Below are 14,114 nucleotides of genomic sequence, written 5' to 3' on the forward strand. Positions count from 1 at the left end.
TCAGCGTGTCAGATTCTGAAAGCTGTTGTCGAAACGGTCCAGATCCCGGTCTTGAGTCAGACGGTAGAGTTCATAGTTACGCCAAAGCTTGGCGCCACCATCTCGGGTCAGTGGGTTCCAGCTGAGCGTACCCACGGACTTGGTCGAACTCAGGAAAAAGGCGTCGAAAGGCACCCTGAGGTAAACACCCTTGTCGAAGCTGCCTTCGCCAAACTCTTCCTTGGATACGTCGGTAAAGGTTGCCCAGCCACCAAACTCGAAGCCGTTGCGGAAGCGTCTGGACAGATCAATGGTACCGCCAATGTCCCCGGCCAGATAACGACCTACGCTGCCCTTGATCAGCACGTCATGGAAACCGGTGCGCAGGTAGCCGGTGACATGGCCTGTCAGCGTCGAATAATCACGGAAGCTGAAGTCTTGTCTGTAGCCACGCTGCTTGACCCAGTTGACGTCTACGCCGACCGCCCAATCGACACCATGCGGCCGATAGAGCACCTCAGCGCCAATGCCGCCGTACATGTCTTCCAGCAAACCGGCATACGCCATGCCGAACCAGTCGCGATTGATCTGCTCGGTCTGCGTATATTGCAGACGGTTCAGCTGAACGTCAGAGCTCGTCAGGTACTGGCGCAGGTCCGTACGAACACGCGGCAGGTTGCTCGGGCCGTCGTATTCGAACTTGTCATAGTTGTTCAGCAGGTTGATGCCCACTGTGCCATCAAGCCATTTGTTGCGGTCGAAGTAGAACTGACCGTTGGCGCGCAGCAGGAACTGGTAGAGGATGAAGCTGTCCGGCCCGCCCACGTTCTGCCGGTAGCCGAGTGCCAGGCCTGCGTTGGCTCGATCAAGCTTGCCGTTGTATACCTCGCCACCCTGGCGTACCGCGGGAACCGCGTTCTCCATGCCATAGCGCAGAGCACGACGGTCTGTTTCGAAGCGCTCGTATTCGCGCAGTGTCTGTGCATTCACACTGGTCTGGTTAAGCGCCATGCCATAGGGCTTGTGTACCAGCGTGTACCAGTCGTAGCTGCCTTCTCCCAGGCTGTTATCCAGCACCCGGGCGGCTCGACTCACACCCTCCGCATCACTGGGATAGGTGGTCTGCTGGCCGGTAATGACTACCTCATCGCCGTTGACGGCGATACTCTCAACCGCGATCCCGGCGTTGTCTTCCAGTCTCTGGCTGATATTGGCCCAGTCGACATCTGCGCCACTGACGCCTGCGGGAAGCGGGCGGCGGGGTTCGGGAGCCGGATCCAGCAACTTGGGTGGGCGTTGTACGGACTTGACGTTGGAGCGCAGGGTAATGCCGAACATGGCCGTATTGCCGCGCTCCCAGGCTGCCGTCAGGTCAACGTTGCTGCCCAGGCTGTAGAGCACTCCGAGGTTGACCGGGTGGTCCTGCGTCTGGTTGTTACGGAACGGTTCCGACTGGTAATCGTTACCCTCAACCTCCAGTTTCAGCCGCACGTTGTCCCACGGCGTCTGGTACTCGATACCGCCGAACAATGCGGGGCGACCACTGAAATAGCTGCTGGTATTCAACGTGCCGCCGGGGTCGTCGTTGCGGGCACGATCATCAAAACTGTCGCTGATCAGCGACAGGGGATTGCCGAAGTCACCGCGGTTCCCGATGTAGCCCCAGGCTACGCCAAGACTGAAATCCAGGTCGTAGAAGCGTTTGTTGGCGACAATGAATTCACTCGAGAACAGGCCGGTACCGCCGATGTCGCGAAAACCCAGAGCAACCTGCGGCAGCCAGCGACTCTCTTGCCAGAGTCGAAACTTGGCATCGATTGCCTTGTCTTTCAGGCTCTGGTCGCTGAAACCCTCGTCGCCATAATTGATGTTGCTGATCGCGATATAGCGGATGGTACTTTCCAGCCACGGTAGCGGTTGCACCGAGATGCTGTAGCGTGAGTAGGGCGAGGTGCGGTTGGCATTGAAACTGAACTCGCCTGCTGGCGCCATGCGTGCAGTGGGCGTTTGCAGCAGACCGACACCGCCAAAGTCGTGCTGGGTGGTGCGGTAGCGCGGGTTCTCACTGGCCAGTGCGCAGCTGGCTCCGGCGGCCAGCAACGGTAGCGTGGATACGGTGGCCAGTCGACGAAGCAGGTTACTCATGGTCTGCGGAAGCCTCTACGCCGGTGTACTGGGTTGCAAGCAAGGCTGCCATCTCGTTATTGAAGGTATTTCCGCTGTCACTGAACAGCGCCGCGCGCAAAGGGACATAGATCATGCCGCCCTCTGCGAGCCAGGCATCTTCGCTGTTCCATGATGCAACACCCAGACGGGTAACAGCCCCGTCCGGTTGTATCAAATAGATCTCGTCGGGGTTTGCTACCCAGTGACGTGGGCACTGATCGATATATCGTTGGGGACGCAAGCCCGATACAAAGTCCAGAGTGCAGGTCGCAGTGACCGCTCCGATAACCTTGATCGTACCGGGATTTGCCGGGTAGACCAGATGATCGCCAGGCTCAAGCAGCGGATTGTAGCGAGCCAGGCGCTGCTTCAGCGGATTCATCTCGGCCTGGATTCTGCCGGTTGTCGGCATTCGCAGTACCTGCTCCTGCAGATCGGAAAGCAGATCCGTGAGGGAATTGTCGCCTATGGTCGCGGCCTTGACCCGGGCGGTGCCCAGGTCGAACAGAACGCCCGCCTTGAGTTTGCGTTGGTCCGGTTCCGCGCTCTCACGCAGCAATGCGGCACCTAATGGCCAGCTGTTAACGCTGACGCCGGCTGAGGTTGTCAGATCCAGCAGGCGTAATCCGTCCCGCCAGGCGTACTCTCCGGGAGACTCAACCTGCCCCTCAACCATCAGGTTGCTGGCCATCAGCGGTGCGCCGGACAGCGCAGGGATCAGCGCAAGCAGCGGAAGTATCAGCCGTTTCAAGGTTGCTTGCCCCGAGCCGGTCGGTGGGTAAACAGCAAGTCAAACCTTGGCAGGCCGGGTGCCGGATTCTGGATGCTGCGGCGCACGCGGCCGGTGTCCGGGTCGAGCCAGTAGTAATTGGTTGTCTGGAAACCAATCTGCTCCATTCGGATATGTTCGTCGATACGTTGCAGCGATTGCTGACCGATTGCCTCAAGGGGGCCGCGATAGTAGACCGCCTCCTGGTGCAGGCCGGTTTGATAGGTCAGCGGCAGATCTACCAGCCGGCTGATGCGGGTACCGTCGGCTACGCCAATCAGGCCGCTGCGGAATGGATCGTTGGCTGCAAGCGGAACCAGAACGTCGACGTCCATGCCAACCAGCTGGGTAATGCGGCCGTTATCGGTCTCAAGCTGTTCGGTCACACCTCGCCACTGAATCTGGCCGTGGCTACCGGGCGGTGCAATAAATAGACCCTGAGCACTGGCGGTGGACACCAGCAGAGTGTCTGCGCGGGGATCGTTTACCCGCTCCGCCGGTATGCGATTGCGGTCTTCGTCGAACAGCAGTCGAAAGGACCTGATGGTGTCTGACGTCAACGAGTTGCAGGCGGTCAGAATTAACAGCCCGCACAGCACTGCACCGGTCCGTAGTGAGATCGTCACTGTCAGACCTGTCAGTTGTCGTTACGCAGATCGTCGTAGTCGCTACCCACCCGAACGGCGGTACCGATGATATTGGCGCTCGGGAACAGCTGGCTGACGAAGCGATTCCAGCGTGTGATGCCGGCGGCGCCAACAAACACCACGTCCTGGGGCCGCATTTCGAACTGGTCGGCCAGGATAAAGGCGGATGGAGATTGGGCATTCAGCTGGAAGATGGTCGCTTTCTCGGTTTCCAGGTTCTCGACACCACGGATAACGTAGACCTCGCGGCCGCTGGACGTTGCGGGGGAGGGGCCGCCGACGGTTGCCAGAACCTCGCTGAGGGTCATGCGGCTGGTGCTGTAGGACAGCGCGGTCGGCCGTGCTACTTCACCCATCACAAAGACCTTGCGTGCATCGTTGAGCCCCAGATGCAACTTGTCACCGGCCTTGAGATAGATGTTGCCGATGTCACTGGGATGGCTGGTCAGGTAGTCGTAGTCCAGTGTAAAGACTTGGCCGTTGCGGATCAGATTCAGGCGAGACAGGTCTGCACGCTCGCTGTCGATACCGGCCTCACCGACAGCCTGCAGCAGCGTCAGCGGCTGCGAGGTAATGGCACGGAAGCCAGGCTGCATGAAGGCGCCGCTGAGCGTTACCTTCTGGCTGTTATAGCCAATGATGTTGATGTCGACCTGGGGCTGTTCGATGTACCGGGCGAGCCGTTGGGTAATGACCTTGCGCAGCTCTTCCTGAGTCATGCCGGCAACCTGGACGCTACCGATAAACGGGTAGAACAGGGTGCCATCGTCCCTCACGACGCGGGCGTTGGCCTCGGTAGCCTGCTGCTGGCCGCCCGGAACAGTCAGTTCGGGGTGATCCCAGACGGTGATGAACAGGCCGTCGTTCGGGCCGAGACGATAGTTGTCCGGGGTGTAATCCAGCAGGGCTGCCGGTACCTGACGGTTCGGCTGTACGGCCTGTTCCTGGGTCAGCACCTTGGGCGTGATCTGAACCATTTCGACCAAACTTTCCTCGGCGGAGTCTTCGGCCAGCAGCCTGTCGGTATCCATGTGCATGCCGGGAGAGAACATGCAGGCTTGCAGAAACAGGGCTGAGAGACTCAGTGCGGCGAGAGGAAAGCGGTTCATAGGTTTGATCTTATTCGCGTTGTTGACGGGCCAGAACAAAAAGCCATCTGATGATAAGGGTCAGATGGCTTCGATTGCTTTAAAAACCGGTGCTTAGTTGGAGCCGGTGGTGCCGGTTCCGCCGGTGTTATCGGAGCTGCCGCCAGAAGAGCCGGCTGCAGCTGCAGCACCGGCAGCCAGGCCAACACCGAGAGCTGCACCACCCATTCCGCTCAAGCCACCTTGGGCGTCAGGCAGGGTGTCGCCATTTTGGGTAACGGTCGGATCGTTGACCTGTTGGGTAGTATCATCCTCTGATTGGGCATATGTGACGCTGGAAGCAATCAGCAGGCCCGCAGCAATAACTGAAACCAGTTGCGTTTTCATGGGTATCTCCTTGAGTCCGTGAGCGCGTGCCCACCTGATTATACGCAATGACCTTGGCAAGGGAAGTGCAGGCCGTTTGCTACTGTGGTTGGGCAGGCGTGCGCCCAACCCGGTTGTCAGTTGGTACCGGTAGAACCGGTTGTACCACTGGTGCTGTCGGAACCGCCACCGGAAGAACCCAGTGCTGCACCAGCGCCAATGGCTGCCGTTACCCCCAGGGTCCAGCCGCCAAGATTGGAAAACCCGCCTTGAGGCTCGGGCTGCTCGGCGATATTGGCCGGCGGCATGGAAGCAGGAGGGCGCGGCAGGTCCTGAATCATGGGCGGTTGCGGCCGAAACCAGCTCCAGGGCTTGTACCAGAGCGATTGTGCCTGTGCGGCGCCGGCACCAAGCAGCAGGCTGAGGGTGATTCCCGAAATGATCTTGTGCTTCATGTTTGTTCCCGAATAGGTTGCTTACGCTGGCATCGAGTATACGTCACGATGCCAGCGCGTACAGTACTGCGTTACTTTTTGTCCGACTTGTACTCGTACTGGTAATAGCCGTAATTGCCATAGCCATAGGCCGAGGCTTTCTTTTCGACTGCGTTGAAAATCGCCCCTTTGATCTCGACACCGTTGTTGCGGAAGCGTTGCAGGGTTTGCTCCACTTCCTTCACCGGGTTGAGACCAAAGCGCGACACAATCAGGCTGGTGCCGGCCAGGCGGCCAACCAGAGCAGCGTCGGTCACAGCCAGAATCGGCGGCGTGTCGACGATCACCAGGTCATACATGCCACTCAATTGCTTCAGCAGTGATTCGAAGTTCACATGCATCAGCAGCTCGGACGGATTCGGCGGAATCTGGCCGCGCGGAATGAAGTGCAGGTTGGGCACTTCACTCTTCTGCAGGACGTCGGCCAAGGTATGGGTATTGACCAGCAGGTTCGACAGCCCGGGCTCCGCTGGCAGGCTCATCAGCTTGTGGGCGTAGCCCTTGCGCATGTCACCGTCGATCAGCACGACTTTCTGACCGGCCTGGGCGACGATGGCAGCCAGGTTGGTGGAGATGAACGACTTGCCGACACTGGGGCTGGGGCCCGAGATCATCAGAATGTTGTTGCGTGCTTCCATCATGGCGAAATGCAGGCTGGTACGCAGGCTGCGCAGGGCCTCAATGGAGAGGTCTGCCGGATTGGTAGCTGCCAGCAGTTGCGAGTTCTGGGTGATGGTCTTGCCTTTGGCATTGCGCTCGATCTGCTGCTGATCCTTGCTGAACGGGACGGACGCGTAAACAGGCAGGCCGATCTGCTCCAGCAGCTCCGGGTTTTCGATGCCGCGATTCAGCGCGTGGCGCAGCAGGGCAATGGCAACGCCCAGCATGCCACCCAGCAGGGTTGCCAGAACGACGATCAGCGCTTTCTTCGGCTTGACCGGCTGGCTGGTATCGACCACCGCATCGTCAATGATCCGGACGTTGCCAACGGTGCCCGCGCGCACCACATCCAGCTCCTGCGAGGTGTTGAGCATCGCGGTATAGATTTCGGTACTGACCTTCACGTCACGCGACAGGCGCAGCAGCTCTTGCTGGGTAGCAGGCAGATCGCCGACACGGTCAACCAGCGCATTACGGCGGCTGTTCAACTGATTGAGCTGTTCCATCAGCGCCTGATAGCTGGGGTGCTGGCGAGTGAAGCGGCGCTCCATTTCCGAGCGCTTGAGCTGCAGCTCCGAGATGGATGTGTCCAGCTCGACCACCTGGTCCAGAACCGCCTGGGTCTCGAGGGTGATGTCGACCGATCCGGCTTTGGCCTGATAGGCATTCAGCGCCTGCTCGGCTGCTTCGAGCTGGCGTCGGACGGTGGGCAGCTGCTCCTTCAGGAAGTCGAGGCTTTGCTGGGCCTCTGCGGATTTTCGCTGGACGTTTTGCAGTACATACAGGCGGCTGACTTCATCAAGAATCCGGGCCGCATCGGCCGGGCGCGGACTTTCCAGGTTCAGCAGAAGAATACCGGAGTCGCGACCCTTTTCACTGACGCCGATGTTACGCTGATAGGCGAGGGTGGTGCTCAGACTGTTGCGCTTGGTGACCAGAAACTCGGTCCCGGGGTTGGCAATCAGCTTGGCGATCTGGACGCGAAAGCCCTGTTCTTCTATCCGGTGACCGACTTGCCCCTCGAGCAGCAGCTCATCTTCACCATTGAGCAGCGCGAACTGTCCCTCAGCCCCCGCCCGCAGGATAAGCTGCTTGCCTTCCCAGGCTGCGGGCACCTCAAGCTGAAAGATATCCAGCTTTTCCCCGCCCCAGGCGTAGCTGTCCATGCCCAGCAGGGCGTCAGCAACCGGCTGTTGTTCCGTCGGGCTGTAGCGACGGTAGAAATATGAGCCGATCACGGGGTACAGCTTGGGTTCGGCTACCACATCCAGCTTGAGATTTTCGACGGTCTGACCAATCACCTTGCGTGACTTCAGCAGTTCGATTTCGGTCGCAGCGGCGCTGGTACTGGCGAACATGTCGGCGGCACCGGCATCGCCAAGCAGACCACCGAGCCCGCTGGATTTCTCTTCAATCTGGATTACCGCATCGGCCCGGTAGATAGGCGTTGCCAGCAGCGCGTAGGCAATACCGACGAACGCAAACACCAGCGTGCAGATGATGATGGTCAGCTTGTGATCGATCAGAGCGCCCAGCAGGGCCAGCAAGTCGATTTCGTCTTGGTTGTTTTGTGCGGCGGCGGGGGTGCTGTTCTGCATCAACAATCAGGTTCCGTGACAGAGTAGGGCGAAGGGTGTAGGGCGATTAAAGATAGCGCAACCAGGCAGTCGTTGCCTTGTCGAGTACCTTGAAAACGTGCTCGAACGCGGGCAGTTGCTGACGATAGGGGTCTGGTACTTCAGCGTTGTCCAGCCATTTGCCGATCAGCAGCGCCTTGCCGCGGGTCTCGGGTGCCAGGCTGTGGAGTTTTTGCAGGTGACGCTGTTCCATGGCCAGGATCAGATCCGCCGCGTGCAGCATCTCGGGGGTTACTTGACGGGCCCTGTGCTCTGGCAGCGTGAGGCCGGCGGCGGCCATCACCTGTGCGGCCGAGGCGTCTACCGGTTTGTCCACCAGTGCTCCCAGCCCGGCAGAACTGACCGTGATGCCTTTGCCGGCGAGCTTTTGCTGCAGCAGCGCCTCAGCCGTAGGGCTGCGGCAGATGTTGCCGACACAGACAACCAGAATCTTCTTGATCATAGGTTCGCAGGCCTTTGCCATTGCCATTGCCAGGTACGCCATCGCAGTCACAGGCTGTCTGGCGTCGTCAATTCATCCCTTGGGCCGGGCATGATAACAGGCTCTGCACGGATGAGAACCCATGGATGTTGCAAATCTGGCGTCAGCAATTTGATGTGCAGGGTGCCTCCGGTCGGGCGGTAAGGCGTATTCAACGGATTGTTCCAGTGTGTTCGCGTCAGACTGTCGCCTTTTATCCCTCTGACTTGGCTTAACAAATCGCTGGGTCAGGCGCAGATTCGTCGACCGGAAGAATCAGTCGCGCCATTCTCCTGGTTCGGCCAGCGCCCGGCCTTGCATGGCCTCAATACCCAGTTGTTTCAGTGCCGCAACCTCGCGCGGGCTCTGTACCTGCTCCGCGATCAGCAGCAGGTCGATCCGTTGTGCGGTGCGCACCAGTGCTTCCAGATACAGATGCTTGTCGCTCTCGGTATCCAGGTCGCGGATGAAGCTGCTTTCGATCTTCAGGTAGCTCAGGCCAATAAGGGCCAGTTCGCCGATCAGACTGAGCTGGCGGCCAAAGTGCTGAAGGCCCACTTGCACGGACAGCGGGCGCAGCTCCTGAGCCAGGCTGGCCAGGTCGTTACACCCTTGCAGGTAGCGCGCGTCAACTTCCAGCGTCAGATGGGCGGCCTCGGTTCGATGCTGCTCCAGCAATTGGCGGATCTGCTTGCGATGCTCTGCATTGTGCAGCGTGTCGTTGGTAATGCTGAGTGCCAGCGGGCCCGGGTGGCGCTGAAGGTGAGACAGGGCCAGCCCGACCATGCAGCGATCGAAGGCGGGCGATAGCCCCAGGCGCTCTATCCATGGCAGAAACTGGCCGGCCATCATGAGTTTGCCATCAGTGCCCCGCAGGCGAACCAGAGCCTTCTGATGCAGCAGTTGCCTGAGATCGTGGCCGTGCAGTACCGGCTGGAAGTGCAGGGTGAAGCTGAAGTCCTTCAGCGCGGCTTCGAGCAGCTCGCGCCAGTCGTGGCTGCTGCCCGGTGACTGACTGCTCTCGTTTGCTGGCTCATAGCCGGGCTGGATGGTTGCGCCGTTCAGGCTCGACTCGGTCATGGCCTGATCAAGTCGCCGCAGTACTTGCTTGCTGTCATCGCCAACCCGGTAGCCGGTAATGCCGAGTTCAATTGGTTGTGCTTCGCCGAGCGACGTCAACGTCTCCAGCGAGGCAACCTGGTTTGCCAGTTGTTCGGCCAGCTTGCGAATGTCGGCAAGGTCGCCGCCAGGCGCCAGAGTGAGGAACTCCCCGCCACGTGAGCGGCAGCAAAGCCAGCTAGGGTGGGCGTTCTGCAGGGCCTGCAGCTGGCCACCGATGCTTTTGAGCAGCGCGTCTGTGCTGGCTGCGCCGAGTTGCTGATTGATCCGGTTGAGGTCGGATACCCGCAGGCCGAGCAGCATGCCGTCGGGATTTTCCGTCGAGGTGAGTGCTGCGGCCAGTGCATGATCAAAGGCCAGTCTGTTCGGCAGATCTGTCAGAGCGTCATGGTAAGCCTGACGGCGGTAATGCTCGGTCCGGGCGGCCTCTTCCTCAAACAGGGTCTTTAGCTTGCCGACCATTTGGTTCATGGCGACGACCACGTGCTTGAGCTCGGGCGTCCGGGGGATCCGTGGCAGCGTCCGATACTCGCGCCGGGTGATTGCTTCGGCCTGGTCGGCCATGGACATCAGCGGCGTCAGTTGACGCTTGAGCAACAGAGCGCCAAGAAGGGCGCTGAACAACCCGCAGGCCACCAGCCAGGCCAGGGTACCCAGGGCGCTGTCCCAGAGTTTGTTCAGGGCGAACTGCGGATGGCTGACAACCTCGACGCGTGCGGACTGTTGCCAGCCGTCCATGACGATAGCGTCACCGGCCTGCTCCTGCAGATTGACCAGGTTGACGAACCAGCCAGGCGCCTTGGTCTCGTCAAGGCTGCGTGTGCGTTCAACCAGAACCTCGCCGTTGCTGACCGCATAAACGCGAATGCGGGCGAAGTAGCCACTGTCAAAGATCGAGCTGACCATAAGCTCGATCATGGCCGGATCTCTGACGTGGGGTGTCAGGGACAGGCCAAGCGCGGTAGCAGCGTCCTGAGCATGGGAGCGCAGCTGGGTCTGCAGCTGGTTGCGGGAGCTTTCCAGACTGACGATGAAGCTCCCGCTGAAGGCGACCAGCAGGAACAGACAAATCGCCAGAATAAGCTGTTTGACCAGTGACATGGTTGGGTCCTCTTGACTCAGGGTAAGCCGGGGGCATCGAAGCCCTCGTTCTGCATTTTTTTCAACAGATCCTGCCAGCGCGACAGTTGCTTTGCCGAGCCGGTCTGGGTGTTGCCGCGGCCGGCCAGCCATAGCCCTTCCGCATTGAAACTGTAAACCGGCAACAGGTCGCTGCGCTGCGATGCGGGCAATATGCTATCGGTCAGGTTGTCCAATACCAGCGGTTCGCTATCGGGGGTGGCGTAGTAGGTCAGCACCATATGAGCCTGATTCAGTTCCAGCGCCTTGACGTAGGTCAGGCGTAGCTGATCGTTGGATATGCCGGCCCGGCGCAGGCTGAAGTATTTGGCGATGGAGTAGTCTTCGCAGTCTGCCGCACCCTTGACCATGGATTCGGCCGGTGATGCCCAGTAGTCCACCTGGCCCCAGATGTCGATGTCGTCGCTGAAGCGCAGGCGCTGATTGAAGAAGGTGTTGATGGTTTCGAGCTTCTGCGCTTGCTCGAGCGCCTGGCTGTTGTCGAGCATGCTGCGCCATTCCTGCAGGCGCCACTGGGCTTGCATGTCCGGACGATAGAGGGTGTTGATGCGCGCGAAAATCTGTTCGTAGTCCCAGCCGATCGCAGACAGGGCGACCAGCAGCAGACTGGCAGGGAGAAAGAAGCGGAGGCGGATGGGTCGTTTCACTGCAGTGGCATTCCGGCAGGGTTAGCCGAGGTAATGCCACCCAGTGTAGGCAAGCGCGCGCAGTTCGTCATGTCTGCTGCGCGCACCCGTGTGGCTCAGGAACGTTTCAACAGTGCCGGACGAGGCTTTTCTTCCGGGGCGTGGAACAGCAGGAAAAGCTGGGTGAGTACCTGCGGAATGTGCTCGACCATATCCTCGACCATGTCTTCGTCCTGCTCGATCTCGGCGAACTCGGGTTGATCGGCAAACAGGCCGGAGCCGACCATGACCGGCAACAGCAACTCGCTGACCAGCTCTTCGTCATTGCTGAACCAGGCCTCCTCACGCAGGAAAACCCCCTCCATAAAGCCGATACACCAGCTGCGCAGGTCCGAGTAATCGGGCTCGTCACCCAGGGTCAGCTCACAGGGCAGTTCGAGATCCTCGTCGCTGGCCAGCTCGCGAGCGATGCGGGCCTTGAGCTCCAGCAGGGTGCCGATGATCTCGTCCTGCTGCGCGGGGCTCTCGTAGGGCGGGGTTTCGGCGAACAGCTCGGCCAGCAGCTCCTCGTCGGCAACCGGCTCCGGGCTGATGGCCAGTGCGCTCAGGTAGCCACAGGCGGCCATGTAGTCCAGCGCTTCGTCGTGCAGGTCATCGGCGTCCAGAAAAGCTTGCAGGCGCTGGAGTTGGTCATTGAAGGACATGGGACACCTCTCATTGTTTGTTCGGTCATTTTACGCATGCCCCGGGCAATTGCCAAAGACGTTATACTCTGCGGCCGCTGATTCTGCCCATCAACGGAATCGGATCTGGTGAGGAGACCCATGCGCGAGCAAGCACTGCAGCAACTCAGGAACGTGTTTGGCTACGGCGAATTCCGTGGTCAGCAAGCGGATATCATTGATCAGGTGGCCTGTGGCGGCGATGCGCTGGTCTTGATGCCGACCGGTGGTGGCAAGTCACTGTGCTATCAGGTGCCCGGGCTGCTGCGTGAGGGGCTGACAGTGGTGGTTTCGCCGCTGATCGCGTTGATGGACGATCAGGTCGCGACGCTGAACGAGCTGGGGTTGACGGCGGCGGCGCTCAATTCCACGTTGAGCGAAGACGCCCAGCGCGAGGTGGCCCGGCAGATGCGCGCCGGTGAGCTGCAGTTTCTCTATCTGGCCCCGGAGCGTCTGCTCAAACCCCGTACCCTGAATTTTCTGCAGTCTTTGCCGATTGCCCTGTTTGCGATTGACGAGGCGCACTGTGTTTCCCAGTGGGGGCACGATTTTCGCCCCGAGTATCTGCAGCTGGGTCAGTTGGCAGAGCTGTTCCCCGGCGTGCCGCGCATGGCTCTGACCGCCACGGCGGATGAGCGTACCCGCGAAGAAATGGTCCAGAGGCTGAAGCTGGAGCAGGCTGCCTGCTTTGTTTCCGGCTTTGATCGCCCCAATATTTTTTATCGCATCGTGCCCAAGGATAAGCCCCGTCAGCAGTTGCTCGGTTTTCTGCGCGAGCACAAGGGGGACGCCGGCATTGTCTATTGCCTGTCGCGCAAGAAGGTAGAAGAAACCGCCGCCTGGCTGTGCGAGCAGGGCTGGCCTGCCTTGCCCTATCATGCTGGCTTGCCGCAGGAGTTGCGCTCCACGCATCAGCGCCGCTTCCTCAATGAGGAGGGGCTGGTAATGGTCGCGACCATCGCCTTCGGTATGGGTATCGACAAGTCCAATGTGCGCTTTGTCGCTCATCTGGATCTGCCCAAGAGTGTTGAGGCCTACTACCAGGAAACCGGTCGTGCCGGCCGTGATGGTCTGGCTGCCGACGCCTGGATGGCCTACGGCCTGCAGGATGTGCTGATGCTCAATCAGATCATGGCCGGCTCGGAAGGTGACGAGCGCCATAAACGCATTGAGCGGCACAAGCTTGACGCCATGCTGGCCCTCTGCGAACTGACTACCTGTCGCCGGCAGACGCTGCTGGGCTACTTCGGTGAAACCCTGGAGCAACCCTGCGGTAACTGTGACAACTGCCAGGAGCCGGTTTCGACCTGGGACGGCAGTGAGGCGGCGCGGATGGCGCTGTCGACGATCTATAGAAGCGGTCAGCGTTACGGCGTGGGTCACCTGATCGACATTCTGCTCGGTCGCGATAACGAGAAGATTCGCAGCGCCGGTCATCAGCACCTTTCTACCTACGGGATTGGCAAGTCACTGGGTGAGAATGAATGGCGCTCGGTGTTCCGCCAGTTGATCGCCCTGGCTCTGGTCGAGGTGGATCTCGATGGCTATGGCAGCCTGCGCCTGAGCGAACGTTGTCGTCCGCTGCTGCGTGGCGAGCAGAGCCTGCAGCTGCGCCGTGATGTCAGCAAGCCGGCAGCCTGGGGCAGCCGGGGCAGCAACAAGCCGGTGATTGCCGAGGCTGATCGCGCCCTCTGGGAGTCGTTGCGCACCCTGCGCAAACAGCTGGCGGACGCTCACGGTGTGCCGCCCTACGTCATCTTCACCGACAATACGCTGGTCGATATGCTGCGTCAGCGGCCGACTACCCTGCAGGATATGGCACTGGTCAGTGGCGTCGGTTCGCACAAGCTTGAGCGCTATGGCGCTGATTTTCTTCAGGTTCTGGCCGGTGATGGAGCGGCGGCACAGGCTCAGGAGACCCGTGATGCCCATGAGGCGATTGCCATGGTGCGCGCCGGAATGAGCCCCGAACAGGCAGCCATGCAGCTGGGGCAACCGCTTCGCAAGGTCTACGGTCAGCTGGCGCAGGCGATTACCACCGGCAACCTGACCCTGGAGCAGGCCATCGACATCGGACCCGCTCAGCTTGAGCGGTTGCAGGATGCCTTTCTCAATTTCGATGGCGAGGATCTGCCAGGCGTAAGAACCCTGGCGCGTGAGCTGGACGAGCCGGTTGACGAAGGGGTGTTGCACTGCATCCGTGCCGCACTGGTGCTGGAAATCAGCGGCTAGGGGGCTGCC

At 60.2% G+C, this 14,114-nt stretch carries 12 protein-coding genes; 1 reads left to right on the plus strand and 11 read right to left on the minus strand.

What is annotated here, in order from left to right:
- The 11 genes from AC13EY_RS18370 to AC13EY_RS18420 all read right to left on the minus strand — a co-directional run bounded on the left by AC13EY_RS18370 (nucleotide 1) and on the right by AC13EY_RS18420 (nucleotide 11,855).
- Nucleotides 1-2,124: a YjbH domain-containing protein gene (locus AC13EY_RS18370; protein WP_482877263.1), complete on the minus strand. Its 2,124-nt coding sequence runs from the start codon at nucleotides 2,122-2,124 to the stop codon at nucleotides 1-3.
- Entirely contained in the window at nucleotides 2,117-2,896 is a 780-nt protein-coding gene (locus AC13EY_RS18375; RefSeq protein WP_088273733.1) for a capsule biosynthesis GfcC family protein, read from the minus strand. The genes AC13EY_RS18370 and AC13EY_RS18375 overlap by 8 nt, the downstream gene beginning before the upstream one ends.
- Nucleotides 2,893-3,540, minus strand: coding sequence for a YjbF family lipoprotein (locus AC13EY_RS18380; protein WP_482877261.1), 648 nt, complete (start codon nucleotides 3,538-3,540; stop codon nucleotides 2,893-2,895). The genes AC13EY_RS18375 and AC13EY_RS18380 overlap by 4 nt, the downstream gene beginning before the upstream one ends.
- An 11-nt stretch (nucleotides 3,541-3,551) precedes the next feature.
- A complete protein-coding gene (locus AC13EY_RS18385) occupies nucleotides 3,552-4,670 on the minus strand; it encodes a polysaccharide biosynthesis/export family protein (protein ID WP_088273735.1) in 1,119 nt (372 codons plus the stop codon).
- 93 nt (nucleotides 4,671-4,763) lie between these two features.
- Nucleotides 4,764-5,036, minus strand: coding sequence for a hypothetical protein (locus tag AC13EY_RS18390; protein WP_088273736.1), 273 nt, complete (start codon nucleotides 5,034-5,036; stop codon nucleotides 4,764-4,766).
- Nucleotides 5,037-5,152: 116 nt separating this feature from the next.
- Nucleotides 5,153-5,470 carry a hypothetical protein gene (locus tag AC13EY_RS18395; RefSeq protein ID WP_482877258.1) on the minus strand — a complete coding sequence of 106 codons (318 nt, stop codon included), beginning with the start codon at nucleotides 5,468-5,470 and terminating at the stop codon, nucleotides 5,153-5,155.
- Between the two features lie 71 nt (nucleotides 5,471-5,541).
- Complete coding sequence (locus AC13EY_RS18400; protein WP_482877256.1) at nucleotides 5,542-7,767, minus strand: polysaccharide biosynthesis tyrosine autokinase; 2,226 nt, start codon at nucleotides 7,765-7,767, stop codon at nucleotides 5,542-5,544.
- Nucleotides 7,768-7,813: 46 nt separating this feature from the next.
- Complete coding sequence (locus tag AC13EY_RS18405) at nucleotides 7,814-8,248, minus strand: low molecular weight protein-tyrosine-phosphatase (protein ID WP_088273935.1); 435 nt, start codon at nucleotides 8,246-8,248, stop codon at nucleotides 7,814-7,816.
- 294 nt (nucleotides 8,249-8,542) lie between these two features.
- The gene (locus AC13EY_RS18410; RefSeq protein WP_482877254.1) at nucleotides 8,543-10,486 is read right to left on the minus strand and encodes a bifunctional diguanylate cyclase/phosphodiesterase; all 1,944 of its coding nucleotides are present in this window, start codon (nucleotides 10,484-10,486) and stop codon (nucleotides 8,543-8,545) included.
- Between the two features lie 17 nt (nucleotides 10,487-10,503).
- Nucleotides 10,504-11,172, minus strand: a complete 669-nt coding sequence (locus tag AC13EY_RS18415; protein WP_482877252.1) for a transglutaminase-like cysteine peptidase — start codon at nucleotides 11,170-11,172, stop codon at nucleotides 10,504-10,506.
- Nucleotides 11,173-11,267: 95 nt separating this feature from the next.
- Nucleotides 11,268-11,855 carry a UPF0149 family protein gene (locus AC13EY_RS18420; RefSeq protein ID WP_228246104.1) on the minus strand — a complete coding sequence of 196 codons (588 nt, stop codon included), beginning with the start codon at nucleotides 11,853-11,855 and terminating at the stop codon, nucleotides 11,268-11,270.
- A gap of 120 nt (nucleotides 11,856-11,975) precedes the next feature.
- Between AC13EY_RS18420 and recQ the strand changes: the two genes are divergently transcribed.
- Entirely contained in the window at nucleotides 11,976-14,105 is a 2,130-nt protein-coding gene (recQ, locus tag AC13EY_RS18425) for a DNA helicase RecQ (protein ID WP_335598707.1), read from the plus strand.
- Nucleotides 14,106-14,114 lie beyond the last annotated feature (9 nt).

Source organism: Halopseudomonas sp. L-58 (assembly GCF_056859475.1).